The sequence below is a fragment of the Arthrobacter pigmenti genome (assembly GCF_011927905.1).
Lineage (GTDB): Bacteria > Actinomycetota > Actinomycetes > Actinomycetales > Micrococcaceae > Arthrobacter_D > Arthrobacter_D pigmenti.
Map to the genome: position 1 here is coordinate 3,447,313 of NZ_JAATJL010000001.1, position 25,664 is coordinate 3,472,976.

Consider the following 25,664-nt stretch of genomic DNA (forward strand, 5'->3'; position numbering starts at 1 on the left):
GCAAGTGCTCCTGCTCATTCCTGGCCCATTTTGAGCGTGACTTCGATCAGGTGCAGCCACTCCGGATGAGCCAAGTCCATCAACGCGGCGTCACCCGCCGAAACCCAGCGCAGTTCTTCGTGCTCGTCGGGAGCTGCGTTTCGGAGTGGACCTTCCCAACGCTCGACGACGTAGACGTGCGCTGTGAGCACGTCCGACGAGAACGTCCATCGCGCATCCGCAGGGACGACCGCCTCGATATCGAGTTCCTCGTGCAGCTCCCGGACAAGCGCACAGGATGGTGTTTCGTTCGCCTCGACGTGTCCGCCGGGAAAGTCCCACACGTTCGGATACCAGCGCTTCGCGGCACTGCGCCGGCACAGCAGCACCTGCCCGGCGGACGAAACCAGTACCCCCACCGCTACAAGGTGCGAATCCGTCACAACACAGTGCGCGAAGGCGAAAGATCAGGCACATCTAAACCAAACACGTCCTTCAACGCGAGCTTTGCCGCATGAAAGCCCCCCATGCCATGCACGCCGGGCCCGGGCGGAGTCGAAGCGGAACACAGGTACACACCCCTCAGCGGCGTCCGCCAAGGGCGTGGCCCAAACGTAGGGCGGGCCAGCAGCTGAGGAATAGTCACCGCACCTCCGCTGAAGTCACCGCCCACATAGTTGGCGTTGTGGCGCTCCATTTCCGCCGCCGTCGTCGTATGTGAACGGACGATGACGTCACGGAAGGCGGGTGCGAAGCGTTCGACCTGGCGCACCACTGCATCAGTCATGTCGCGGTCCGACCCGTTGGGGACGTGGCAGTAGGACCAGAGAATGTGCCGGCCGTGCGGTGCGCGGGAGGGGTCGAACTGCGATGGCTGTGACACCAGCACATACGGGTTCCCGGGATGCCTGCCCGCCGCCACTTCAGCCTCGGAAGCGGCCACTTCCGCCCGGGAACCGCCGGCATGCACCGTGCCGGCAGCCCGCACCTCCGGATTAGCCCACGGCACGGGACCGGACAGGATGAAGTCCACCTTGCACGCCCCGTCACCAAACCGGAACCTCTCGAGCGCCGCTGCGTAGCGTTCGGGCAACCGCCCGCCGGCCAGGGAGCGCAACACGGGCGGCGAGACATCCAGAAGCACGGCCTGCGTACCGTCGAACTCCGCGAGCGACTCAACCGGGCGCCCAGTGTGAATAACTCCGCCGTGGTCTCGGATATCCTCAACCATCGCCGCGACCAACGCCTGGGAACCCCCTACCGGGATCGGCCACCCGACAGCGTGGGCCAGCGCACCAAGCGTCAGGCCGGCCCCTGCGGAAGCCAGACTCGGCAACGGCCCAACCGCATGCGCAGCCACCCCGGTGAACAGTGCGGCAGCCTCCTCGGTTGAGAAACGGAGGTTCCACAGCGGCGTACCCTGCTCCACCGTCGCCAGGCCCAACAGCCCAGCAGCAAGCGGATGTTCCGGCACCCGCAGGAACTGGTTGAGGCCGGTAGAAACAACTCCGTCGATGTGTTGAACCAGCGGCCGCATCAGCCGCCGCCAGGCTGTGCCATCCCGTCCGAGTCCCAGAGCGGTTCGTCCGAGGTCCCGGTAGGCAAGGCCCGCCCGGCCGCCGTCGAGCGGATTCGCGTAGGACAGTTCGGGCACCACGAACGGCACGCGGTCAGCCAGACCGAATTTCCGGAAGAATGGCGAAGCCAATGCCATTGGATGCACGGCGGAACAGATGTCGTGCAGGTGATCGGGCTCGAGCAGCTCCATGGTGCGGGACCCGCCGCCAATGGTCCGTTCCGCCTCGAAGACTTCGACGCTCAGGCCCGCCCGGGCCATCACGACGCCGGCCGCCAACCCGTTGGGTCCGGCACCGACAATCGCGACGTCAGCCATTCTCAGCTGCCGCCCCCGGATCGGCGAGCGCGCAGTTTCGACAACGACGATGCCGCCCCCATCAGGAGCCCACGCCCCTTGTTGGACAAGGCCCGCCGGGCAGTAAGGGCACCGAAGACAAGGCGGTACTTCCGCGGGTCGAGCGGGACGTCGTACGTCGTTGGAACATGAACGACGTTCTTGGAGAAGTTCCGTTTGAAGGTCGTCACGTTCTGCAGCTGCGGGTAGTTCTCGCTCACAATGCCGGTCAGCCCGCACGCCGTGTTTCCGTTCGCCTTCAGTAGCTTGAAGGCCTCCCATAGCAGCAGGTAGGGCGCGAAGGTCTTCCGCGCATCATGGGTGCTGCCGGCAAAGTAATAGACGGAATAGCCGCGGTACTCAGTGGTGATGAGCCAGCTCACCGCCCTGCCCTGCGAGTACGCCACCATAACGCGCAGGTAATCGCCAAGGCTCGTGAGGAGCTCCTGGTAGTACTCAGGAGAGAAGCTTGAGAATCCGTCGCGCTCCGCGGTCTCCTGAAGAATCGGGTAGAGCTCGTCCTGGAACACTCGGACCCAGTCGCTGCGGTCTATGACGCGGATCTCCACACCGGAGCGTTCAGCCCGCCGGATACTGTTGCGCGCGTTCGGCCGGAACGACTTGAAAATGGCCTGCTCGGACGGGGTCAGGTCAACCACGAGCTCCCGCTCGTACCAACCGTGCTCGATCGGGCCGTCCGCCGGCGGCTGCGCATGCTTCACCTGCATGCGCACATACAGCGGGTTTGCATCGGTATCCGTGGAAAACTGCTGCTGCACGGTTCGCATCAGGCGCAGTTCTGCCTCGGGGGTGCGCTCAGCAATCCACGCTGGTCCGTTGACCGCCACAAGCGACTCCCGGAACCGGCGCCGCACCCTCAGGAGGCTCATGACTGCGACCGGCGCACCGCCGTCGTCGTAATAGGCCCACAACCCGTACGGCTCGCGTCCCAGCCTGCGCTCAAACTCGGCCCACTGCGGAGTCTGCTCGAGCGAAATAACGACGTCGGAATGCGCTGACGCCAACGCCTCGAAAGCCTCGGGGGTGAGGCGTTCGCTGCGGAACACTGTTGATGTCACGTGGGGTCTTTCGGGCCGGTATTCGGTGTTGGGGCGGACGGCTCCAAGCCTACCGGAGCACTCCGTGCGCGATCAGGGGCGCCGTTGAAGGGACCGCCCGCGGGATCGTCAATATCGAATCTGCGCACCGGATCGAATGCCGGTTGAAGCATATGTTCGGCAACCCGGTACATCAGGTAGGCCGTGACCCCTACCCGGGCCAGGATTGCCGCTGCGTAGAAGGGCGAATCTATGTTGTTTTCAACAGCTCCCGATGAAGCCTCCCTCGCTATGAACAGCCAGTAAGCCCACCAGTGGAGCACCTCGACAACCTGCCAGCCAATGAACATTCTCCAATCGACATATGAAAGCGCAAGCAGCGGCAGGAGCCACAGCGTGAACGCCGGCCGGTAGTCGGGAAGCACCAACACCAGGGCGCCAACCAACAGAAACGCCACCTGTGGAAGACGGGGGCGCCGGGGCGCGCGCAACACCAGCAGTACAACCAGTACCGAAAGAGCCAGGAAGCCGACGACGGCGGCAACCCCCACGGCTTCAGTCGCCAGCACCGGGGCCCCCACCCGTTCCGCCAACAAGTTGTACGACGCCCACACCGACGATGAAACATCTATGCGCGCCGGATCATACTCCCAGCTCGGAGCCCCGGTACCCAGACTCAGAGCGGTAAGGATCCAGGTAACTGCAAGCCCAACCCCGGTGAAGAGCGAAGGCCGCCAGAGCCCTGTTCGCACGGTGAGGAGAACCACAGCACCGTAGATCAGCAGAACGTGGACGCTGAATCCCGCACCAATGCCAAGTAGCACGCCCGCCAAAACGAAGCGGTCCTTCGCGAACGCCAGTGATCCCAGGACGCCAAGCAGTACCGCGACCATCGTCCAACTGGATGTGGCGGTGAAGATGGCTATGGGGGCCACCGCCACAATCGCAGCGTCCCAGGGCCGGCGGCTTGCGAGCCGCAGGGTAGCGATGACGGTTCCAACCCACGCCGCCGTGATGAGAACAGCGTTGACGTCGAAGAACTGCACCACAGGCTCAGCGCGTACAGGATCCGACGCCGGAATCAGTAGGGACACGATCCCCGCGAAAAGTGCCTGGAGAGCAGGCTCGTCATAAGTGGACGCGTCGTCGAAGATCGGAAACGAGCCACGTCCCAACCCCTGAAACTGGAAGGCCTCGGACCAGTCCGAGTAGCAGGCCCGGTAGAACTGTTCGGGCCTTACCCATCCGTCAACCCGGCAGGGGTTCTTCACGAGCACGGCGAGCAGGGCCGCCGTCGTCGTCAATAGAACGAGCACCCGCCCCACGGGAAAGGGCCAGGAGCGCACCCGTCCGGGAGCCGCGTGCTTCCCAAGCGGACCGCCTACCCCCTCCGTCAGACGGCGGAGTAGCGGGTCCATCCGCGACGGCACGGAGATGCTCGCCGGACGGCGACCATTCTCCTCGTGCTCCATGCTGCCTAAGCCTAATGGGCGAGGGCCCCGGCCTGAGCGGAGCGAAGGTTCGGAGCCCAGTACGCGCTAGTGGGCGAGGGCCCCGGGCTGCCGCGCAGTTCTTGACTGAAAATTCAGTCAGGATTACGCTTGCGTCATAGTGATTCAACTCACGAGAGGTTTCTTATGAACACCGCAGAGGCGGCGAAGGGTGCAACGACGCACCCCGGCCAGCCCGGCGAGGATCGTTTCGGGCGGATAGAGTCCGCCGGAATCGAGTACCTCCCGGAATCAGAGCGAACATCCCGGCCACGGAACCTTTTCCTGGTCTTCTTCGGCGGAAATTTCGCCTTCTCAGTGATTGTGTTCGGGTGGCTACCGATCACCTTCGGCATGGATTTCATCGGAGCGGCAACGGCCTGTTTCGTTGGGATCGCAGTCGGCACCCTGCTCATTGCACCCCTCGCAATCCTCGGACCACGCACAGGCACCAACAACGCTGTCTCCAGCGGCGCACACTTCGGCATCCGGGGCCGGCTGATCGGCTCGGGCCTGACACTCCTCTTTGCGCTCGCATACGCGGCGATCGCGGTCTGGACCTCGGGTGATGCGCTGGTGGCCGGGGCCAATCGCTTCTTCGGAACACCGCTGAATGACACCATGCTTGCCGTGGGTTACGCGGTCATTGCCCTCGAAATCATCCTGGTTGCCCTGATGGGACACGGCACCGTTGTCGCGATGCAACGCTTCGTCGCGCCCATAGCCGGCATCCTGCTGCTCATCGGCATCTTCGCTTTCGCCCCAGGGTTCGACCCGAGCGCCACCCAGGCCGGATACCTGCTCGGGGACTTCTGGCCCACCTGGATCCTGACCGTTGTCATTTCCGCGGGCGGCCCGCTCTCCTACGCGCCCACGCTCGGCGATTACAGCCGCCGCATCTCCCGCCGGAAGTTCTCCGACCGCAGCGTGATGATCGCCGCTTGTGGCGGAGTGTTTCTGGGCCTTTACCTGTCAGCGCTGTTCGGCGCGTTCACCTCGGTGTCCCTCAATGCACTGGGCGGTTCCTACGTTGCTGACCTGGTTGCCGGATCGCCGGCCTGGTACGTTCTGCCGATTCTGATTATCGCGCTGGCTGGAGGGTTGGGGCAGGGTGTGCTCAACGTCTACGCGAGCGGCCTCGACCTTGAGGCCCTTATTCCACGGCTCAAGCGAGTGCACACCACCCTCATTACGTCAGCCGCCGCCATCGCCCTTCTCTACCTTGGGGTGTTCGTTTTCAACGCGGTGGACTCGATCACGGCAATGACGCTCATCCTCAACTGCTGCGCGGGCCCCTGGGTGGTCATCAACGTGTTGGGGTTCCTGGTGGTTCGCCGCGGCCGCTACGACCCTGCGGACCTCCAGGTCTTCAACGAGGGCAGGCGCGGCGGACGGTACTGGAACTTCGGCGGCTGGAATCTGCGCGCCGTGATCCCGTGGGCAACCGGCTCCGTCGTCGGCGTGCTCCTGGTTGAAACCGAGCTTTACAGCGGCCCGCTTGCCGGATTGGCGGGTGGCGTGGACTTGAGCCTCGCAGCCTCCATCCTCGCCGCGGCCGGGCTCTACCTGATCGCTGTCCGGCTTTGGCCAGAGCCCAGCACGCCATCGGAGTCCAAGCAGGGAGGTGACGTAATACTGTCAAGGCATGACTAACAAGAGAGCGGACATTCTTGCTGCGTCCACCCGGAGCATCGCCCAATTCGGCGTCCGGGGCCTGCGCGTCAATGATGTTGCGGCTGAAGCGGGAGTTTCCCCCGGCCTGCTGTATTACCACTTCAAGGACCGGGCCGGGCTGCTCGCCGCTACCCTGCAGCACATCAACGAGCAAAGCGTGGGATCCGCGGGATCAGCGGAAGCGGACAGTTACGAGCGGCTACAGAATCTGCTGCTCGATGAAATCCGGGACAACCCCGAAGTCCGTGAGGCATCAGCGGCGTGGAATGAGCTTCGGGCATCAGCTGTGTTCGAAGCGTCCATCGCCGAACCACTTCGAGAGAGCACCCGCCAATGGATCAGCAACGTATCGCGGGCCATCGAGGACGCACAGGCCGCCGGGCGGGTAGACACCCGAACCGACGCCCGGCAGAACGCAGTTGTTCTCACGGCACTGGTGGAGGGGCTCTCCGGACGCTGGTTGGGCGGCTCACTCACCACTGACGAGGCGCGCGACCACCTCAGGCAGGCCGTCCACTCCCTGCTACAGAACAACGACGACGGCGGTCGCCCGCGGCCATGAACGTCACCGACAATCACTCGCCAACCCGGGCACCACCGTCCGGGCGTACTCAAGGAACAAAGAATCACCATGAAATTCATCACTGCATTCGGCGCAACTGACTCTCCGGCACGCTCAGTGCCGTCAACCCGTGAACACCTCCGGGTCGGCCTGGTTCAGCACCGCTGGCGCGACGACGCCGCGGAGCTGGAAGGTGTCCTCGACCAGGCTATCGGCCAGATCGCCGACGCCGGGGGGAAGGTAGCCTTCCTTCCCGAACTAACGCTTTCCAAATACCCCGCCGATCAGCGCGCGGATGCCAACCCGGCCCGGAATGCCGAGCACCTCACCGAGGGACGCACTTTCCGCTTCGCAGCAGAGGCGGCCGCCCGTCACAACATCCTCGTCCACGCCTCGCTCTACGAACGAGCAGATGAAAGCGACGGACTCGGTTTCAACACCGCCATCCTGGTCGCTCCCAACGGTGACCTGCTCGGGCGAACCCGCAAGCTGCATATTCCTGTCAGCGCTGGCTACTACGAAGACACGTATTTCCGGCCCGGTCCCTCAGCGGATCCATACCCCGTCTACACTCCCCCCGGTCTGAACGGTGCCACCCTGGGCATGCCAACCTGCTGGGACGAGTGGTTTCCGGAAGTGGCGCGCGCGTACTCCCTCGCCGGCGCGGAAATCCTCGTCTATCCGACGGCCATCGGATCCGAACCCACATTCCCCGCCTTCAACACCCAGCCGCTGTGGCAGCAGGTCATCGTTGGGCACGGCATCAGCAACGGAACCTTCATGGTGGTACCCAACCGCACCGGCGACGAAGGCGAGGTGGCCTTCTACGGCTCGTCCTTCATCTCCGACCCCTATGGCCGCATCGTCGCGCAGGCGCCGCGCGATGAGGAGGCCGCCGTCGTCGTCGATCTCGATCTTGACCAGCGCCGGGACTGGCTGGACCTGTTCCCGTTCCTTGCCACGCGCCGGCCGGATACCTATGGCGTGCTCGGTGATCCGGTGGACGAAGACCAACCGCATGGGCGCGGCGTCGAGCAGGCGGTGGCCCGGTGAGGAACGCCGAAGCTTGGAGAATGCCCGCCGAAACCGCTCCCCACGAGCGCACCTGGATGGCTTTTCCACCGTCGGAATCGAGCCTCGGCTCCTCACGGGAAGAAATCAGTGAGGCCAGGGACGCGTGGTGCGCGGTAGCCCATGCTGTAGCGGAGTTTGAGCCGGTGACCATGCTCGCGGACCCTGCCGACGTGGAGGATGCCCGCGCGCGCCTCTCCAGGGAAATTGAAATTATCGACGCACCGCTCAATGACGCCTGGATGCGGGATATCGGACCGACCTTCGTGTCGAACGGGACCGAGACCGGTGCCGTCGACTGGGTCTTCAACGGGTGGGGCGCCCAGGGATGGGCGGCGTGGGAAAAGGACCAGCACATCGGAGCGCGGGTTGCTGAACTGGCGGGGGTGCGGCGGATCGTATCCAGCCTGGTGAACGAGGGCGGCGGTTTTCACTACGACGGCGAAGGGACGGTGCTGCTGACCGGTTCCGTCCAGTTGGACCCGGGGCGGAACCCGGGGCTGACCCGCACGGATGTCGAAGCCGAGTTCTCCCGCACCATCGGCGCGGACCGGGCAATCTGGCTGCCGCGTGGGCTCACCCGCGACTATGAGCGGTATGGAACCCGTGGGCACGTGGACATGACCGCAGTCATGCCGGCGCCGGGAACTGTACTCGTGCATACGCAGAAGGATCCGGATCATCCGGATCATGCCGTCAGCCGTGAATTGATGGAGCATCTTTCAGCACTGGAGGTACTTGAGCTGCCGGCTCCGCAGGTGCTTCGTGATGATGAAGGATGGGTCGACTACAGCTACGTCAACCACTATGTGGTCAATGGCGGCGTCATAGCGGCTCATCCCAATCGGGGGTGTAGGAGTTGGGGTCTGAAGCCGCCGGTCTCGAGCAGGCTTCGGGCGATGTAGTTGGTCAGGTTGCGGAACCCGAGTGCGGAGCCGCGCAGGTGTTCGAGCCGTCCGTTGAGTGCCTCGGTCGGCCCGTTGCTGGTGCCGGGTCGTTCGAAGTAGGCGAGCACGTCGGCGGCTCGCTTCTTCAGGGTCCGGCCCAGGGTGGTGAGCTCGGTGAGCACCTTGGGGACGCCGGCGCTGAGGTCGGTGATCAGCTTCTCCATGAGCTCGCGGCCACGTTGCCGGTCCTCGTGCCGATAGGCGGCGATCATGCGCTGGTAGACACCCCAGCTCGCCTCGACCTCGACGTGAGCGTCATCAACGAACAGCGCGCGTAGCCTGTCGCTCTGCTTGTCGGTGAGCAGGTCCGCGCCGGTGTGCAGCGTGCGCCGCGACTTGTAGAGCGGGTCGTCCCTGAACCCACGGTGCCCGTGGATCGCGAGTTGGACCCGGCGCCGGCACCTGTCGAGGGCGTCACCGGCCAGGCGCACGACGTGGAAGGGATCCATCACCGTGACCGCGTCCGGGATCTCCTCCGCAGCGGCGGTCTTGAACCCGGTGAAGCCGTCCATCGCGACCACCTCGACCGCGTCACGGAAGGCGTCGTCGCGGTCGGCGAGCCAGGTCTTGAACGCCGCCTTCGACCGGCCCTCGACCATGTCCAGCAGCCTTGCTGGGCCGGCGCCATCGCGGACCGGGGTGAGGTCGATGATCACGGTGACGTACTTGTCGCCACGCCTGGTGTGGCGCCAGACGTGCTCATCGACGCCAATGACCTTCACGCCCTCGAACCGCGTGGGGTCGTTGATCAGCAGCCGCTTGCCTTCGGCCAGGACCGCGTTGTTGGCGGTGTCCCACGCGACCCCGAGTCCCTCGGCGACACGGGCGACGGTGAGGTGTGCGACCACGATCCCTTCCAGCGCCCACCGCAGCCCGGTGCGCGAGAGCTTCGCGCGTGGCTCCGCCGCGGCGCTGGTGTCTTGGCGCCACACGTGTCCGCAGTCGGCACAGCGGTAGCGGCGCACTACAACTTCCAGCACGGTCGGTCGCCAGCCCAGCGGCTCGTGGGCCAACCGCCGGATCACGGTGTCACGAGCGGCGCCTTCGCTGCCGCACCGTCGGCACCACTGATCTGGTTCCACCACGCGGCACGCGAGGACCGCACGATCCGGTTCAAGTCGTTGCCCGATCACGCTCAGACCGAGGCCGTCGAGTCGAGCGAAGGCGGTCAGGTCAGGGCGGCCGAAGCCGGCCGGCGGGGTAGCGTCGGACACGTCGAGGTCTTTCGGATGGATGGCGTAGGAACCTCCATCGTCGGGAGACCTCGACGTCTATCTGCGGACTGACTCGGCGGGGCGCGATCGTCTCGTGCGTTGGCGGACTACGGGAGCTTGGACGCGAGGACGTCGGCCGCCAGGATCTCGGGTGCTGCGCCGAGGAGGTGCTGGTTGGCCATCAGGGCTGCGACGATGGCGCCGTTGGCGTGGGCGTCGCGAGCGGCTTCGTCGGGGAATGCATCGAAGATCCAGAAGGTGTCGGCATGGGTCCTAGCCGCGAACCAGACAATCGTTCCTACTTCTTCGTTGGCGAGTGCGACAGCGCCGGCGAGCAGATCGGCGAGCGCGTCGTGCTGTCCATCGGCCGCGACGATCTTGGCGACGAAGGCATACGGAAGTGATGCGGGTGTGGACATGAGGGGTTCTCCTTGAAGTCGGGGTTCTTCGTGGGGCGAGTTCAGCATATGACGAGCGAGGGCCGATGGGGAGTGGCGTATACGGCAGTATTGCTATTATACACGCCATGCGTATCGGACTGATCGCGATCGACGGCTGCTTCGGTTCGGCGGTCGCGTCGGTCATCGACATCGTGCGGGTGGCCGACGGAGCCCGCGGCGATGTCGACCCGCGGATCGACCCGATCGAACTCGCCATCCTCGGACCGAAACGGCGAGTGACCACGACGGCATCGATGACCCTGTCGGTGGACCACCCGCTGTCGGAGTCCGGAGAGTTCGACGTGGTCGTCGTCCCTGCGCTTGGAACCCTTACGGCCGCCGCTACCAACGACGTCCTCCAGAGCCGAGATGCTCGTTCGGTCATCGCCTCGCTCGGGCGCCTCGACGAGGCGACCACCCGGATCGCCGCGGCGTGCACCGGCGTGTTCGCTGTCGCCGAGACCGGACGGATGCATCATCGGAGGGCGACGACCAGCTGGTTCCTGGGGCCGGAGTTCCTGAAGCGCTATCCGACCGTCGCCCTCGATCTCGACACCATGGTCGTGGTCGACGGGAACCTCGTCACCGCCGGCGCCGCGTTCGCCCACATCGACCTCGCGCTCTCACTCGTGCGATCGATCAGCCCCGACCTGGCCCAACATGTCGCCAAGCTCCTCATCATCGACGAGCGTCCGTCGCAGGCGGCCTTCGTCGCCTACGAACATCTCCGGCACGAGGACCCGATCGTCGTCGAGTTCGAACGCTTCGTGCGCGCCCGCCTGGACGAACCGTTCAACGTCGCCTTCGTCGCGCAGTCGCTCGGCACCAGCCGGCGCACCCTCGAACGACGAGTCCGTGCGGCGCTCAACCTCACTCCGCTCGGCTTCGTCCAACGGCTTCGCATCGAACGAGCTCGGCACCTCTCAGCAACCACGGACTTCACCTCCGCCGAGATCGCGCTACGGGTCGGCTACGCGAACGCCGAGACTCTGCGCTCCCTCCTGCGCAGGGAGCGACGCCGTTCCTGACCTATCGCCATGCCTGTAGCTTGTGTCCTAGCGCTCGGTTGGAGCCACCTCTCAGCACGTCGCATCGACGCTCCTGCGTCGCCCCTGGACGACCCACTCGACACGCCCGAAGCACAGGCCATGTGACGTGCCCCGGCTTCCCGGACGGTCGGGGTTGGGTGGCTGTGATGTCGCTGCGTTCTCGTCGAGAGGGTCAGCAGACCCGATCAGGGTCGATTGGGATGAGCCGCGAAGGCGGTTAGGTCAGGGCGGCCGAAGCCGGCCGGCGGGGTAGCGTCGGACACGTCGAGGTCTCTCGGATGGATGGCGTAGGAACCTCCATCGTCGGGAGACCTCGACGTCTATCTGCGGACCGACGCGCCCGGCCGACCTACACCCTCATCTGGGAAGAGCCGTCATAGCATGCGGGTTCAATGACCCGAACGACGACGGCGCCCGCAGCATCCTTGCCTCGGCTTACGCAGGCAGGGAGGTGGTTACCGTCGACGCCCGCGCCATCTTCGCCCGAGGCGGCGGAATCCACTGCATTACGCAACAACAACCTCTGTTCTGACGCGAACTTTCGTGCGCTTCCGGTGACTTCAGGCGGGGAACGAGTCACCCGAAGTGCACGAAAGCGCCGCTCGAGGAATGCGGCGGCCTCCACACGCGTTCCCAATTACAAGTAGACTGTGTTAGCTGTGAATTCGCCGGGGGCAAGGCTAACAAAACGTCAGTCCGAGCGGTTATAAATGCGCGTAAAGAGGAGAACAGTGGGAACTAACCCCATACGGGTAGCGATTGTCGGTGTCGGGAACTGTGCAGCATCCCTGGTGCAGGGCGTCCAGTACTACAAGGATGCAGATCCGACGGCCACCATCCCCGGTCTGATGCACGTGGAATTCGGCAAGTACCACGTCAATGATGTGCAGTTTGTTGCCGCCTTCGATGTGGACGGCAAGAAGGTGGGGCTGGACCTCGCCGATGCCATCGGCGCAAGCGAGAACAACACCATCAAGATCGCCGATGTACCGCCCACCGGCATCAAGGTGCAGCGCGGCCACACCCTGGACGGCCTCGGTAAGTACTACCGCGAAACCATCGTCGAATCCGATGCTGAGCCCGTTGACATCGTCACCGAACTGAAGGCCGCGCAGGTCGACGTCATGGTCTGCTACCTCCCTGTAGGCTCCGACGACGCCGCGAAGTTCTACGCACAGTGCGCGATCGACGCCGGTGTCGCGTTTGTGAACGCGCTGCCCGTCTTCATTGCCGGCACCAAGGAATGGGCTGACAAGTTCACTGCAGCCGGCGTCCCGATTGTCGGCGATGACATCAAGAGCCAGATCGGCGCCACCATCACCCACCGCGTCATGGCGAAGCTTTTCGAAGACCGCGGCGTAACACTGGACCGCACCTACCAGCTCAACGTCGGCGGCAACATGGACTTCAAGAACATGCTCGAGCGTGAGCGCCTTGAATCCAAGAAGATCTCCAAGACTCAGGCGGTCACCTCCAACGTCGAGGCAGAGATGCACGCCGATGACGTCCACATTGGCCCGTCGGACTACGTCGCCTGGCTTGATGACCGTAAATGGGCCTTCGTCCGTCTCGAGGGTCGCAACTTCGGCGACGCCCCGGTCTCCCTGGAGTACAAACTGGAGGTCTGGGACTCACCGAACTCCGCCGGCGTGATCATCGACGCCATCCGGGCAGCCAAGATCGCTACGGACCGGGGAATCGGCGGACCGATCCTCTCGGCATCGAGCTACTTCATGAAGTCGCCGCCGGAACAGTACAACGACGACATCGCCAAGGAGAAGGTCGAAGCCTTCATCCGCGGCGACATCGACCGGTAAAAATCGCTGAGCAGTTCGTACGGCGCGGCCAGGGAATCATCCCCAGGCCGCGCCGTCGTCGTTAAGTACCTGTTCAGCCCCGCCTAACCGGCGGATGCTCTGCGACGCCTGCGCCAGCGCAACCAGGCTGGCCAGCAGCTTGCTGTACGCCCGCACCCCCACAGCTACCGCGAGTACCGTCCTGTCCCTGCTTTCAGCACGGAAGACCGCCCCGAGGTCCTGACTCGCCACCCGGTCTGCGGCGTCCGCATAGGCCAGTACGACGTCGGCACTCACCGAGAGTCCCATGGCCTCCATTTCGCGCAGTGTGCCGTTGAGCAGCATCCGCGCGTCCGATGGGTGATCGGGCCAGTCCCGGGCCGCCATCAGTTCACCGACGAGGGGGTGGTCCGGAACCGTTTCGGACGGTGCTCCCAGGACCATGGCGTGCGTGCGCCTGAGCAGTTCCAGCCTCGGCACATCTGGATCATCGATCAAGTCCACGAGCGCCCGGATCTGGTCGATCCGCAGTCCTGCAACCGTGCGCAGTCCGGTAACGAGCTCGAGACGCTCGACGTGCCGCGGACCATACTCCGCCCGAGTGGCGTGTACCTGGTCGCCACGCTGCACAAGGCCCTCACGCAAGTAGAACTTGATGCTGGGCGGGCTGACGCCGGTCGCGTCGCTGAGCTCCTTCAGCTGCACGGGCGGCCCTTCATCGGATAGCAGAACAGCAGGAACTATCTTGATATACAGCTACAAGATAGTAGGACTATCTTATAGGCATGGACTGGAGCCCGCTGCTAGCCGCCCACGTGATCGCTGCGCTGTATGTGTTGGTGCTGGGACCACTGAACATCCTCCGACGACGCCGCGACCGCACCCACCGCATCATCGGCTACACCTGGGTTTCCGCGATGTACTTTGTCTGTATCAGCAGCTTCTGGATTGTCACCGACGGACACTTCAGCTGGCTCCACGGGCTTTCCGCGTTCACCATTGTCACGGTAACGCTCGGGCTGGTCTCGGCGATCCGGCGCAACATCATCGCCCATCGCGCCAACATGATCGGCAGCTACATCGGTATCGCGATCGCGTTCGTCTTCGCAGCAACCGCGCCGGGACGCGCGATACCCAGGCTTCTGGCGAATGACCCGGGTACCGCCGTCGTCGTCAGTGTCCTTGTCCTGCTCACGGCAGGCGGGCTGTACCTCGCGGTGAGGCCCCAGCGGAAGAAGATAATCACCAGAAGCATCACCACGGGCAAGGCGCGGGTCTAGGCAGACTCCCGCGCCGCGACAAACGCGGCAACACACGCTTCGATGTCCTCGGCGCTGTGGGCCGCGGACAACTGCACCCGGATACGCGCCGCTCCCTTGGGCACCACCGGGTAGCTGAACGCGATCACGTAGACGCCGTGTTCCAGCATGGAGTCGGCCACCCGTGCAGCAGTGACGGCGTCGCCGAACATCACCGGGATGATGGCGTGCTCACCTTCGAGGAGGTCGAACCCTTCCTCGGTCATCCGTCGGCGGAACAGGGCTGCGTTCTCGCCGAGCCGGGCACGGAGGTCGGCGCTGTTCTGCACAAGGTCAAGGGCGGTCAACGTCGCCGCAACAATGGAGGGTGCCAGCGAATTGGAGAACAGGTAGGGCCGCGCACGCTGCCTCAGCAGTTCGACGATCTCCCGGCGGCCCGCAACGTAGCCGCCCGAGGCTCCGCCGAGCGCCTTCCCGAAGGTTCCCGTGTAGATGTCGACGCGGGCGGAGACCCCGGCGTGCTCCGGTGTGCCGGCTCCGGTTGCCCCCATGAACCCGACAGCATGTGAATCGTCCACCATCACCATGGCGTCGTACTGCTCAGCGAGGTCGCAGATCTCCTTCAACGGAGCGAGATACCCATCCATCGAGAAGACGCCGTCCGTGACTACCAGCCGCCGGCGCGCGCCCGATGCCTCTTTCAGCTTCGCCTCAAGGTCCGCCATGTCCCGGTTCGCGTAGCGGAACCGCTGCGCCTTGCTCAACCGGATGCCGTCGATGATCGAGGCGTGGTTCAGGGCGTCAGAGATGACGGCGTCCTCCGCCGTGAGCAGGGATTCGAACACCCCGCCGTTGGCGTCGAAGCACGAGGAAAAGAGGATGGTGTCCTCGGTCCCGAGGAACTCCGACACCCGCCGCTCCAGCTGAAGGTGCAGGTCCTGGGTCCCGCAGATGAAGCGCACGGATGCCATCCCGAACCCACGCTCATCCAGCGCACCCTTGGCCGCGTCGATGATCGACGGGTGGTCAGCCAGCCCCAGGTAGTTGTTGGCGCAGAAGTTGAGCACCTTGGCGCCCTCGGCATCGCCAACCGCAGCCTGGATGGAGTTGGACTGCGGGGACGAGATGGTCCGCTCGTGCTTGTAAAGCCCGGCATCGCGAATTTCCTGCAACTCGGACTGAAGCTGGTCCCGTACTGAAACAAACATCGGCTACTCCTCTAGATCGCAGTCCAGTCAAGGACAACTTTTCCGCTGCGCCCATTGCGCGCAATGTCGAAACCCTGCTGCCAGTCCGACGCCGGCAGGACGTCCGTGACCACGCTTGCCACGGCGTCGCGCAGGGCACGGTTGGACTGCAGCATCGCGCTCATGGCGTACCAGGTCTCAAACATCTCGCGTCCGTACACACCCTTCAGGGTAAGCATGTGGGTGACAACCTTGCCCCAGTCAATGGTGATGTCCTGCGATGGCAACCCCAGCATCGCAATCCGGCCGCCGTGGTTCATGTTGTCGATCATCTCCGGCAGCGCGGTGGGATGGCCGGACATTTCCAGGCCAATGTCGAAACCCTCACGCATCTCAAGCTCGCGCTGGGCTTCGTTGATCCGCATTTTGCTGACATCCACAGCGAGATCGACGCCGATAGCCCGTGCCAGCTCAAGCCGCGGCTGGGAGACGTCCGTGATGGCAATGTTCCGTGCACCGGCATGGCGTGCGACGGCGATGGCGATCAGCCCGATCGGCCCGGCACCGGTGATCAATACATCCTCACCGACGAGCGGGAAGCTCAGCGCCGTGTGGACCGCGTTACCGAACGGGTCGAAAATGGCGCCGAGCTCCGGAGTAACCCCGTTATGGTGCACCCAGACGTTCGTCTCCGGAATCACCACGATCTCGGCAAACGCGCCGTCCCGCTGCACGCCGACGCTGACGGTGCGGATGCACATCTGCCGGCGCCCGGCCCGGCAGTTTCGGCAGATTCCGCACACGATGTGGCCCTCGCCCGACACCCTGTCACCCACCCGGACATCATGGACGCCGTCACCGAGCTCAACGACTTCGCCGTAGAACTCATGGCCGGGAATGAGGGGCGCCTCGATGATGCCGGCAGCCCAGGCGTCCCAGGACTCAATGTGCAGGTCAGTCCCACAGATGCCGGTGGTCATAACCCTGATCTTCACTTCGCCCAGTCCCGGGCTCGGCTCCGGCCGATCGACCAGTTCGAAGCCGGGTTGTGGCCCGGGTTTGTAGAGCGCCTTCACTCAGAGTCCTTTCATAGGTGCAATGTCACACGACAATATATCGAAGAGTAGGTTTGGAGTCTTTCTGGAGCGACTCAGAACAGGCCGACCGCCCCGCCGTCGTCGTCGACGTCCATCCGCAGCGCGGCAGGTTCCTTCGGCAGACCCGGCATGGTCATCACCGCGCCGGTCAGGGCCACGATAAACCCGGCCCCGGTCTTGGGGATGAGGTCGCGAACGTGAATGGTGAAGCCTTTCGGTGCACCGAGCTTCGTCGCGTCATCCGAGAACGAGTACTGCGTCTTCGCCATGCACACGGGCAGTCCGCCCCAGCCGTTGGCCTCAATCTCGGCCAGCCGGCGCAGGGCAGGAACCGAGAAATCGACGCCGTCCGCCCCGTAGATCTCCTGGACTATCGTGCGGATCTTCTCCTCCACAGAAAGTTCAAGGGAGTACAGGTGCCGGAAGGAGCCCGGCGCGTCGAGGGCTGCAAGGACCGCGGCAGCGAGGTCATCCCCGCCCGCACCGCCGCCGCCTTCGCCCCAGACGTCGGCCACGGCCGCACTGATTCCCTCGGCGGCACACCATTTCAACACCCACGCGAGTTCCTCATCGGTGTCCGTGGTGAACTTATTGATGGCGACCACCGGGGTAATGCCGAACTTCTCGACGTTGTGTACGTGGCGCCGAAGGTTTGCCACACCGGCCTCGACTGCTGCCACATCTGGCTTGCCGAGATCTTCCTTCGCAACACCGCCGTGCATCTTCAGCGCGCGGATGGTCGCGACAACGACGACGGCGTCAGGCGCCACATCCGCGTACCTCGCCTTGATATCCATGAACTTCTCGGCACCCAGATCCGCTCCGAAGCCAGCTTCGGTCACGACGACGTCGGCCAGCCTGCGCGCCGTCTGGGTAGCGATGACGGAGTTGCAGCCGTGCGCAATGTTCGCGAACGGCCCGCCGTGGACCAGCGCGGGAGTGCCGGCGATGCTCTGCACAAGGTTCGGCTTGATGGCGTCCTTGAGGAGCATGGTCAGGGCGCCTTCCACCCGCAGGTCGGCGACAGTCACCGGCTTCCGGTCGTAGGTGTAGCCGATGGTGATGGCAGCGAGGCGCTTCTTCAGGTCCTGAAGGCCGGTCGCGAGGCAGAAGACCGCCATGACCTCGGAGGCTACGGTGATGTCGAACCCATCCTGGCGTGGGGTGCCCTGGGTGGGACCGCCAAGGCCAATGACCACTTCGCGCAGCGCCCGGTCGTTGACGTCAAGGACCCGTTTGACGGTGATCCGGCGCGGGTCGATGCCCAGCGCGTTGCCCTGATAAATGTGGTTGTCCACAAGGGCCATGAGGGTGTTATTCGCGCTCGTGATGGCATGGAAGTCGCCCGTGAAGTGGAGGTTGATGTCCTCCATCGGCAGCACCTGCGAATATCCACCGCCGGTGGCGCCGCCCTTCATTCCCAGGATCGGGCCGAGCGAGGGCTCGCGCAGCGCGATCATCACCCGCTGCCCTGCCCGTGCCAGCGAATCAGCAAGGCCCACTGTGCAGGTGGACTTCCCTTCGCCCGCCGGGGTGGGGCTCATGGCGCTGACCAGCACAACCTTGCCGAGGCGCGTACCGGCAGCAGAATCCAGCGCGGCAATGTCGATCTTCGCCTTGTAACGCCCGTACAGTTCCAGAGCCTCCGCCGGGATGCCGGCCGCGGCCGCAATGTCCTCTATAGGGCGGATAGGTGCGGCGCGCGCAATATCGAGATCGCTTGCTGGGGCATGGGTAGACGTCATCGTCTGAATCCCTCCGAAGGTGGTGGCTGGACTACAGGCGGCCCTGATGTGGGCGCAGTCTCAATCTACCAGCGCTTCAGCCTGCCCAGCGGGCTTCCGCGGGCCGGCCGTCAGCCGAGCCCTGCGCGTTCCAGGACGTACCGGGTCATCGGTTCGTACAGGCCGGGGCACAGGTTGTCATCGAGGGGCACGGCTACCTCAAGTTGCCCCTGCGCTTCGGACACAAACAGACCCGGGTCGTTGCAGTCAGCGAATCCCATAGTGGGAATCCCGGCCGATGCGGCATGCCCTGCCCAGCCGTGATCGGCCACCACCAGTTCTGGCAGCGGAGCCCCCTGCGAAGCCAGCAGCTTGAGGCTGAGCCGCATGGGTTCGGGATAGTGCGTGTGGACAAGCCCGCCGTACTGATGCCAGACGAGAACGCCGAAGAGCTGGCGGATGTCGCCGTCACCAAATGGCTGGCCCTCGGGGACGCGGACCACAGTCGCACCGCCTCGCTCAGCCGCGGCAGCCAGCGCCGCATGGACGGGAAGAAGTCCGGCGGGGTGGCCGGTCGCGAACAGGATCCGCTGTTTCTCCCGGACCGATGCTCCGAACCTTTCAGCAAACCGGTCCAGCGACGCCACACACTTGCGCGAATCGATGGTGTCCTGGCCTTCGAGGTGTTCCAGGTCAGAACTCGTCCCGACACGCTCATGCATCAACTCGAACACGTCATCAAGCGTCCACTCGCGGGTGAGGCGGACACCGAACTCCAGATGCTCATTGCCCTCAAGGAAGAGGCGCATGTGGCGCAGGTTGTCCTGGCGCGGCGTCGCGACCTTCCCGGTGATGCCTACTGAATCCAGGTAGTCGGCCAGCTCTGCGGCGGTCAGCGTTGAGGAGGAAGTCACCCGTTCATCCTATGCAAGTGGCTACAGCGCGGGGGCGGCTTCGAACTGCTCGACGGCGGTGCGGTAGCTTTGCGCGGTGAACAGCGCCGTGCGCTGCCAGCCGAAAGCCAGGGAATGCACGGCGGCGCTTGTGCCGAGCGTCCGACGCATGCCGGCGTCGTCGTGCAGTGCTTCCAGGGCCGCTGACCAGAGCGCCGCGCCGTGCCCATCCACGAGGATTCCCGTGCGCCCGTTGCTGATGGCCTGCGGAAGGCCGCCGACGTTCGCGGCCAGAACCGGTGTGCCGCAGGCCTGCGCTTCGAGGGCCACGAGGCCAAAGGACTCGCTGTAGGACGGCATGGCCACGACGTCGGCCGCGCGGAACCAGTGCGCGAGTTGCCGCGGCAGCACCGGCGGGTAAAGGCGTACGGCGTCCTGCAGGCCGAGGCGGTTGATCAGCGGCTGCAGTTCGAGCGCTTCTGGCCCGCTGCCGGAGCCGATGATGCTCACCTGCAGCGGAATGTCCGGACGCCGTGCGAGCAGATCGGCAGCCGCCTCAACGAGAACGTGCGGGCCCTTGAGCTTCTGGATGCGTCCGGCGAATACAACATGGAACGTGTCCTCGCTGAAGCCGAGCTTCCGGCGGGATCCGGCGCGGTCCGTGGCGTTGAACGTATCTAGATCCACGCCGGGAGCGACGATGTCCACGCGTTCAGCGGCAGCTCCATAGAGCGACTCCAGTTCCGCCGCCTCCGTGCTGGTGTTGGCGATCAGCCGGGCAGCGCCGTTGACGATTTCCTGCTCACCGTCGACCCGCGTCTGAGGTTCCGGCACGCCGCCGGCGTGAAGGCGCAGGTTCTTGACCTTTGCCATGGTGTGCATCGAATGCACGAGCGGCAGGTTCAGCGCTTGGGCGACCGTGAGCCCCACAATCCCCGACACCCAGTAGTGGGAATGAATAATGTCGAAGTGTCCGTCGGCGAGGAGATCGGTGACGTCGGCAATAGCGTCAGCGATGTCGTCCGAAAGTTCCGGTAGCACTTCCTTCGGCACTTTGCGGGTTGGGCCGGCAACAATGTGGCGGACTATCACGCCCGGGCCCAGTTCCTCGGTGTGCGGTTGGTCATCAGCTGCGGCACGGGTAAAGACTTCGACGGCGATACCCACCTTGGCCAACTCCAGCGCGACCGAGCGCACATAGACATTCATTCCACCGGCGTCGCCGCCGCCGGGCTGATCGAAGGGGGACGTGTGGAGCGAGAGCATCGCCACACGCTTCACGGGGGTCACGTCCACTCCCTTCAGTTCGGTCAAGAGGTTTATGGATACTCGTTCTTAACCGGGTCGATAACCACGATTGACCATATAACGTCCAGAGGGAGCGCCACATTCCGCCAGCCGGGGCTAACCGTCCCCGTTAAAGGCGGAAGCCCGCGCTGGGAAGCGCGGGCTTCTCTGGTGGTGGGCGTGATGACTTGCATCAGGTCCTCCTTCGCGGTTGATAGTGTGCGGCTCATTTCGAACGCCGCGTGAACTTGCCTGCTACTTAATGAACAGGTGGTGTTGTGGCAAGGCGTACGACTGGGCGTTGTCCCAGGCACTATCGACGCGTGATTCCTGTATTCGCTTCCAGAAGGAAACGCTGTCCCGGAGTTTCTTGATCATTGTGTGCACCTCCTCTCGCTGCATGAAGTCAGGCATCACCGCTGCAGGATCGACGGGCTCCGTTACGGTCCCGTCGAGGCGAGTGAGGTTGCCGGACATGATGAATTCCCCCCGCGAACGCGGCTGTGCATCGACCTGTGTCGTGGTGCGCTCGGTGGAAATGGGGGCGGAAAGTACCTGTGAAGCAGGCATGGATATCTCCTGGGATTGTGTTGATGGGTTGAAAAAACGCCGGGTGTGACCCGGAGATTTGTACGCAGGGCGCACAAATAAGAGGCGAATCCGCCTGGCACACAATGGGTGAAAGAGAGACTTCTCCCGAAGGAACTCTAGAGAGGAAGTGTCAGATTCAGCAGGAAATCAATGCGCGGAGCTGTTAATGTACAGCGATGACGGAGGCTGGGCGGGTTCGCGCGGCCATCTTGCCGCCAAGGAAATTAATCACCAATCCCACCTCCGTTTCTGTCTAGCGCTTACCTGGACCGTGCAAATTGGGTTATCCCAATGGCACAAATCAAAACTACCCCACGAACAGCTGCTTCGCCTAGCCGATTCTCAAAATTTCCTGAGAAATCTTCTGGGCCGGGAATATCGTCCTTCCGAAGGACCGAAATCCAAAGCACATCCGGCTACTCTTGCTGGATTCGAGGAGGAAGAACAGTGAGCTTACAGAGGCTTCAGGAGCTCGACGCGCTGCGCAGCTTTGCCCTCGCGGGAATCCTGCTGGTCAATATCTGGTACTTCGCGGATCCGTTGACTCTCGGCGGCGGAATCAGTCCGGACCACAGTTCCGCGGCGGACCTCGCAGTGCGCTTCACCGTCGCGGCTCTCTTCGAGGCCAAGTTCTACCTGCTCTTTTCATTCCTCTTCGGATACAGCTTCGTGCTGCAATGGCGCAGCGCCGCGGAAGCCGGTGCGTCCGCCACCCACCGCACGCTCCGCCGTCTTACCGCACTGCTTGTTCTGGGCCTGGCCCACGGCCTGCTGTTGTTCTTCGGCGACATTCTTCTGACGTATGCGCTGATGGGACTGATCCTGCTGGCCACGCGCGCCATCCGACCCTCGGCAGCGGTGGTGACGGCAAGCGTATTGATCGGAGTCATCGGCTCGATAATCCTGCTCATTGGTGCGGTGGTGGCCGTTGCACCGTACGGTATCCCGCCCCTGGAGCAGGTTGTCCCACCGGATACCTTTACCCAGGACGCCGGCTCAGCCCTCGCAGCCAACGCCGCCACCTTCCTCGCCACCGTGCCCACCGTGGTCTTCTTCCAGGGACCGCTCTCCCTCGCCATGTTCTACCTCGGCGTGGCCGCCGGAAAGGTGCGCCTCCTGGAGCGTGTTCCATCCGTCAAAAAGCTGACGACGACGGCGGCCACCTGCCTTCCAGTGGGCCTCGCCGCAGGCGTCCTCCAGGCGTATCTGGTCGCCTACGTTGACCGGGACCGGTTCAGCATCCTTGCCGGGGGTATCTCCACACTCACGGCGCCGCTTCTGACAACCGGGTATGTCTGTCTGCTCCTGCTCTTCTTTCGCTCACCTGCAGGTGCGCGGCTGAGAAATCTCCTTGCGCCGGCAGGGCGCATGGCCCTCACGAACTACCTGATGCAGTCAGTGGTCATGGCGCTGATCTTCACCGGCTACGGGCTTGCCCTTTCCAACCAACTGCCGGCGGCCGCTGTGGCGGGCGTCGCCGTCGTTATTTTCTTCACGCAACTGGTACTCAGCCGTCTGTGGCTCCACCGTTTCCGTCAGGGGCCGGTTGAGTGGCTGCTGCGCCGCGTCACTTACTGGAAAACGACGCCGGTTAGAGGTTCCAGCGCAGGATAGCGGGGGTGCGTTTGTCCCAGCCCAGCGCACAGACCGCCGCCGTCCCGAGGATGAACCGGCGCCCTTCCATTGCGTTGAACTCGAGCCACCTCGCGGTGAGAACCCGGAGGAAGTGGCCGTGCGCCACAAGCAGGGCATGGCGGACCGGCGTTGCATCCGGATCCGGGTCAGCGGGCGTGCCGCAACCCGCCTGGACCCGTGCGATCACCCTGTCCGCTCGGGCTGCAACCTGATCGATGGTTTCGCCGTTCGGCACTCCGTGCTGCCAGATCAGGTAGCCGGGATTCTCCTGGCGAACCAGGGCGCTGTTGCGGCCCTCATTGTCTCCGTAGTCCCATTCGTGGGCGTAGGGCAGGGTTTCCGCATCAGGGTAACCGGCAAGCTCGGCCGTGCGGCGTGCACGCTGCAGCGGCGACGTGAGCACCAGGTCAAACTCAACGCCCGTAAGCCTCGCGGCGGCATCGCGCGCCTGCTGTTCACCAATCGGGGTCAGCGGCAGGTCGGTGAGTCCCGTGTAATTGCCGTCGCGGGACCATTCGGTTTCACCGTGGCGGAGGAGCCAGAGCTGCGGCAACGGTGTCCCCGCCGCGGTGAGGTCCGCAGCGGCTGTACCCGACTGGCTCACGAAGCATCTCCCTCAGCCGATTCGGGCTGCTCACTCCACCAGGTGCGCAATTTAGTCTCCGCTTCCTCGGGCGTGTGCGGCCCGTGTTCCATCCGTTCCTCCAGGAGGTAACGGTAAGCCCGTCCGACCACCGGCCCGGGTTTGATCCCCAGGAGGGCCATGATGCGTTCCCCGTCCAGGTCCGGCCGGATCGACGCGAGTTCTTCCTGCTCGGCGAGCGCGCTGATGCGGGACTCGAGGTCGTCATAGGCGAAGGCCAGCCGCTCGGCCTTGCGGCGGTTGCGTGTGGTGACGTCCGAGCGCGTGAGGCGGTGCAGCCGCTCAAGCAGGGGGCCGGCGTCGTTGACGTAACGGCGGACCGCCGAATCCGTCCAACCCGCCTCGCCGTAGCCGTAGAAGCGCATGTGGAGCTCGACCAGGCGGGCAACGGCCTTGATCGTGTCGTTGTCGAAGCGCAGTGCCTTCATCCGCTTCGCCGTGAGCTTGGCCCCGACAACGTCGTGGTGCCGGAAACTCACCGCGCCGCTAGGTTCGAATTTGCGCGTGCCCGGCTTGCCGACGTCGTGCATCAGCGCCGCGAACCGCAGGACGAAGTCGGGAGCCGGCACCGCGCCGTCGTCGTCCGTCTCCAGCTCGCATGCCTGCTCCAGCACGGTAAGGGAGTGCTGGTAGACGTCCTTGTGGCGGTGGTGCTCGTCGGTCTCGAGGCACAACGCGGGCACCTCGGGCAGCACATGGTCGGCGAGCCCCGTTTCCACCATCAGGTCGATCCCACGCCGGGGCTGAGAGCCGTTGATGAGCTTGGTCAGCTCATCGCGGACGCGCTCGGCGGAGATAATGGTGATGCGTTCCGCCATCGCCGTCATTGCCTCGCGCACCTCCGGCGCCACCTCGACCCCCAGCTGGGAGGCGAAGCGGGCGGCGCGCATCATGCGCAGCGGGTCATCAGAGAACGACGACGACGGCGTCCCGGGTGTGCGCAGTACACCGGCGTGGAGGTCTTTCACCCCACCGTAGGGGTCAACGAGCTCCATCGAAGGAAGACGCAGCGCCATCGCGTTGATGGTGAAGTCACGCCGGAAGAGATCGTCCTCCAGGCTGTCCCCGAAAGCGACCACCGGTTTACGCGAGGACGGGTCATAGGCTTCCGCGCGGTAGGTGGTTACTTCGATCGTGAAGGATCCCTTGCGCAGGCCGATGGTTCCGAACTCTCGTCCGATTTCCCAGAACCCGTCCGCCCACTTCCTGGTGATCGCGATTGTCCTGTCAGGGTCCGCGTCGGTTGTGAAATCGAGGTCCGGCGAGGTGCGGCCAAGGAACAGGTCCCGGACCGGCCCTCCCACCAGGGAAAGTTCGGAGTTCGCGTCAGCGAAGAGCTGTCCAAGCTCATTGACCACCGCGGGAAGAGGGGCGGTCAGGGGGGAATCTTGCAAAAGGCGCTCCATAGTTCTTTAAGCGTGCCAGAGATCGGGTGAAACACCATTACGGGAGATCTGCTCCCTGGACGGTTGCCCTCGGGCGCCGGTTCGAGCCTTCAATCGGGGGGACATATTCCTCAACACGCCGACGGTTTGCCATGGTGGCGCCGATGCCGTGGCCGGGTCATCATGGCGTTGGAAAGGTCGTTAGAGTGGGGATATGGACCGTCCCGTTCCAAGCGCACCCAAGCGCACCCCATTGACAGCGTCAATGGGCAGAACAGGCGCGCCCCTAATCCACCAGGCACTGCCTACCGTCGAGGAAGTATCGGCCGGCGGGATTGTTGTCGATGCGTCCACCGACCTGCTCAACGTCGCAATCATCGCCCGCCTCAACCGTGGCGGCCGGCTCGAGTGGTGCCTGCCCAAGGGTCATCCGGAGAACCAGGAGAACAACGAGCAGGCGGCGGTCCGGGAAATCGAAGAAGAGACGGGTATCCGGGGGCGCGTCCTCGCAGCGTTGGGCAGCATTGACTACTGGTTCACCGTCAGCGGTCACCGCGTGCACAAAACCGTTCACCACTTCCTGCTCCTGTCTACCGGCGGGCACCTGACCATCGAGAACGATCCCGACCATGAGGCCGTGGACGTGGCCTGGGTTCCGCTGGCTGACCTGGGCCGGAAGCTGTCCTTCCCCAATGAACGCCGGATCGCGGATCTGGCACGGGAAGTGTTGCCGCAGTACCTGTAGGGCTGGTTATGGAGCGCTCCGCCTAG

The 25,664-nt window shown here is 64.3% G+C and carries 25 protein-coding genes and 1 pseudogene; 11 read left to right on the top strand and 15 right to left on the bottom strand.

What is annotated here, in order from left to right:
* Positions 1-14: 14 nt before the first annotated feature.
* The 4 genes from BJ994_RS16210 to BJ994_RS16225 are packed head-to-tail and all read right to left on the bottom strand — an operon-like array spanning position 15 to position 4,421.
* A complete protein-coding gene (locus BJ994_RS16210; RefSeq protein ID WP_167995452.1) occupies positions 15-422 on the bottom strand; it encodes an NUDIX domain-containing protein in 408 nt (135 codons plus the stop codon).
* Positions 419-1,873: a phytoene desaturase family protein gene (locus BJ994_RS16215; RefSeq protein ID WP_167995453.1), complete on the bottom strand. Its 1,455-nt coding sequence runs from the start codon at positions 1,871-1,873 to the stop codon at positions 419-421. The genes BJ994_RS16210 and BJ994_RS16215 overlap by 4 nt, the downstream gene beginning before the upstream one ends.
* Before the next feature lie 2 nt (positions 1,874-1,875).
* Positions 1,876-2,970 carry a peptidoglycan bridge formation glycyltransferase FemA/FemB family protein gene (locus tag BJ994_RS16220; RefSeq protein WP_167995454.1) on the bottom strand — a complete coding sequence of 365 codons (1,095 nt, stop codon included), beginning with the start codon at positions 2,968-2,970 and terminating at the stop codon, positions 1,876-1,878.
* Positions 2,967-4,421, bottom strand: coding sequence for a hypothetical protein (locus BJ994_RS16225; protein WP_167995455.1), 1,455 nt, complete (start codon positions 4,419-4,421; stop codon positions 2,967-2,969). The genes BJ994_RS16220 and BJ994_RS16225 overlap by 4 nt, the downstream gene beginning before the upstream one ends.
* A gap of 165 nt (positions 4,422-4,586) precedes the next feature.
* Here BJ994_RS16225 and BJ994_RS16230 point away from each other — a divergent pair, with 165 nt between their 5' ends.
* From BJ994_RS16230 to BJ994_RS16245, 4 genes are all read left to right on the top strand, one after another.
* Positions 4,587-6,092, top strand: coding sequence for a purine-cytosine permease family protein (locus BJ994_RS16230; protein WP_167995456.1), 1,506 nt, complete (start codon positions 4,587-4,589; stop codon positions 6,090-6,092).
* Positions 6,085-6,675 carry a TetR/AcrR family transcriptional regulator gene (locus tag BJ994_RS16235; RefSeq protein ID WP_167995457.1) on the top strand — a complete coding sequence of 197 codons (591 nt, stop codon included), beginning with the start codon at positions 6,085-6,087 and terminating at the stop codon, positions 6,673-6,675. Before BJ994_RS16230 ends, BJ994_RS16235 begins: the two co-directional genes overlap by 8 nt.
* A gap of 69 nt (positions 6,676-6,744) precedes the next feature.
* Positions 6,745-7,728, top strand: a complete 984-nt coding sequence (locus BJ994_RS16240; protein WP_167995458.1) for a nitrilase-related carbon-nitrogen hydrolase — start codon at positions 6,745-6,747, stop codon at positions 7,726-7,728.
* Positions 7,729-7,748: 20 nt separating this feature from the next.
* Entirely contained in the window at positions 7,749-8,651 is a 903-nt protein-coding gene (locus tag BJ994_RS16245; protein WP_167995459.1) for an agmatine deiminase family protein, read from the top strand.
* Here BJ994_RS16245 and BJ994_RS16250 read toward each other — a convergent pair.
* Together BJ994_RS16250 and BJ994_RS16255 are read right to left on the bottom strand one after the other, a co-directional pair.
* The gene (locus BJ994_RS16250; RefSeq protein ID WP_167995460.1) at positions 8,582-9,907 is read right to left on the bottom strand and encodes an ISL3-like element ISPfr2 family transposase; all 1,326 of its coding nucleotides are present in this window, start codon (positions 9,905-9,907) and stop codon (positions 8,582-8,584) included. The two genes, BJ994_RS16245 and BJ994_RS16250, sit on opposite strands and share 70 nt — an antisense overlap.
* 107 nt (positions 9,908-10,014) lie before the next feature.
* Positions 10,015-10,326 (bottom strand): putative quinol monooxygenase, encoded by a 312-nt coding sequence (locus tag BJ994_RS16255; protein ID WP_006247389.1) that lies wholly within the window; start codon positions 10,324-10,326, stop codon positions 10,015-10,017.
* 107 nt (positions 10,327-10,433) lie between these two features.
* On the opposite strand from BJ994_RS16255, the gene BJ994_RS16260 reads away from it, so the two are divergent.
* From BJ994_RS16260 to BJ994_RS16270, 3 genes and pseudogenes are all read left to right on the top strand, one after another.
* Positions 10,434-11,375: a GlxA family transcriptional regulator gene (locus BJ994_RS16260; protein WP_167995461.1), complete on the top strand. Its 942-nt coding sequence runs from the start codon at positions 10,434-10,436 to the stop codon at positions 11,373-11,375.
* A gap of 388 nt (positions 11,376-11,763) precedes the next feature.
* A pseudogene (locus BJ994_RS16265) lies at positions 11,764-11,928 on the top strand (agmatine deiminase family protein); the annotation flags it as partial.
* A gap of 199 nt (positions 11,929-12,127) precedes the next feature.
* Positions 12,128-13,213, top strand: a complete 1,086-nt coding sequence (locus BJ994_RS16270; RefSeq protein WP_167995462.1) for an inositol-3-phosphate synthase — start codon at positions 12,128-12,130, stop codon at positions 13,211-13,213.
* Positions 13,214-13,249: 36 nt separating this feature from the next.
* On the opposite strand, the gene BJ994_RS16275 is transcribed toward BJ994_RS16270, so the two are convergent.
* The gene (locus BJ994_RS16275) at positions 13,250-13,897 is read right to left on the bottom strand and encodes a MerR family transcriptional regulator (RefSeq protein WP_167995463.1); all 648 of its coding nucleotides are present in this window, start codon (positions 13,895-13,897) and stop codon (positions 13,250-13,252) included.
* Between the two features lie 80 nt (positions 13,898-13,977).
* Here BJ994_RS16275 and BJ994_RS16280 point away from each other — a divergent pair, with 80 nt between their 5' ends.
* Positions 13,978-14,472, top strand: a complete 495-nt coding sequence (locus BJ994_RS16280) for a DUF2306 domain-containing protein (RefSeq protein WP_167995464.1) — start codon at positions 13,978-13,980, stop codon at positions 14,470-14,472.
* On the opposite strand, the gene BJ994_RS16285 is transcribed toward BJ994_RS16280, so the two are convergent.
* The 6 genes from BJ994_RS16285 to BJ994_RS16310 all read right to left on the bottom strand — a co-directional run bounded on the left by BJ994_RS16285 (position 14,469) and on the right by BJ994_RS16310 (position 21,209).
* Positions 14,469-15,659 carry a glycine C-acetyltransferase gene (locus tag BJ994_RS16285; RefSeq protein ID WP_167995465.1) on the bottom strand — a complete coding sequence of 397 codons (1,191 nt, stop codon included), beginning with the start codon at positions 15,657-15,659 and terminating at the stop codon, positions 14,469-14,471. The two genes, BJ994_RS16280 and BJ994_RS16285, sit on opposite strands and share 4 nt — an antisense overlap.
* A gap of 11 nt (positions 15,660-15,670) precedes the next feature.
* Entirely contained in the window at positions 15,671-16,714 is a 1,044-nt protein-coding gene (tdh, locus tag BJ994_RS16290; protein WP_167995466.1) for an L-threonine 3-dehydrogenase, read from the bottom strand.
* A gap of 74 nt (positions 16,715-16,788) precedes the next feature.
* On the bottom strand, positions 16,789-18,480 hold the full coding sequence (locus BJ994_RS16295) for a formate--tetrahydrofolate ligase (protein ID WP_167995467.1): 1,692 nt from the start codon (positions 18,478-18,480) through the stop codon (positions 16,789-16,791).
* A 110-nt stretch (positions 18,481-18,590) separates the two neighbouring features.
* Positions 18,591-19,373, bottom strand: a complete 783-nt coding sequence (locus BJ994_RS16300) for a phosphatase (RefSeq protein WP_342450407.1) — start codon at positions 19,371-19,373, stop codon at positions 18,591-18,593.
* 21 nt (positions 19,374-19,394) lie between these two features.
* Positions 19,395-20,642, bottom strand: coding sequence for a D-inositol-3-phosphate glycosyltransferase (gene mshA / locus BJ994_RS16305; RefSeq protein WP_167995468.1), 1,248 nt, complete (start codon positions 20,640-20,642; stop codon positions 19,395-19,397).
* Positions 20,643-20,894: 252 nt separating this feature from the next.
* Positions 20,895-21,209: a hypothetical protein gene (locus BJ994_RS16310; protein WP_167995469.1), complete on the bottom strand. Its 315-nt coding sequence runs from the start codon at positions 21,207-21,209 to the stop codon at positions 20,895-20,897.
* A gap of 148 nt (positions 21,210-21,357) precedes the next feature.
* Between BJ994_RS16310 and BJ994_RS16315 the strand changes: the two genes are divergently transcribed.
* Both BJ994_RS16315 and BJ994_RS18485 read left to right on the top strand, forming a co-directional pair.
* Complete coding sequence (locus BJ994_RS16315; RefSeq protein ID WP_167995470.1) at positions 21,358-21,681, top strand: hypothetical protein; 324 nt, start codon at positions 21,358-21,360, stop codon at positions 21,679-21,681.
* Entirely contained in the window at positions 21,678-22,844 is a 1,167-nt protein-coding gene (locus tag BJ994_RS18485) for a DUF418 domain-containing protein (protein ID WP_167995471.1), read from the top strand. The genes BJ994_RS16315 and BJ994_RS18485 overlap by 4 nt, the downstream gene beginning before the upstream one ends.
* On the opposite strand, the gene BJ994_RS16325 is transcribed toward BJ994_RS18485, so the two are convergent.
* Both BJ994_RS16325 and BJ994_RS16330 read right to left on the bottom strand, forming a co-directional pair.
* Positions 22,822-23,469, bottom strand: a complete 648-nt coding sequence (locus BJ994_RS16325) for a histidine phosphatase family protein (protein ID WP_167995472.1) — start codon at positions 23,467-23,469, stop codon at positions 22,822-22,824. The genes BJ994_RS18485 and BJ994_RS16325 overlap by 23 nt on opposite strands.
* On the bottom strand, positions 23,466-24,914 hold the full coding sequence (locus BJ994_RS16330; RefSeq protein ID WP_167995473.1) for a CCA tRNA nucleotidyltransferase: 1,449 nt from the start codon (positions 24,912-24,914) through the stop codon (positions 23,466-23,468). Before BJ994_RS16330 ends, BJ994_RS16325 begins: the two co-directional genes overlap by 4 nt.
* Before the next feature lie 244 nt (positions 24,915-25,158).
* On the opposite strand from BJ994_RS16330, the gene BJ994_RS16335 reads away from it, so the two are divergent.
* The gene (locus BJ994_RS16335) at positions 25,159-25,638 is read left to right on the top strand and encodes an NUDIX hydrolase (RefSeq protein WP_167996071.1); all 480 of its coding nucleotides are present in this window, start codon (positions 25,159-25,161) and stop codon (positions 25,636-25,638) included.
* Positions 25,639-25,664 lie beyond the last annotated feature (26 nt).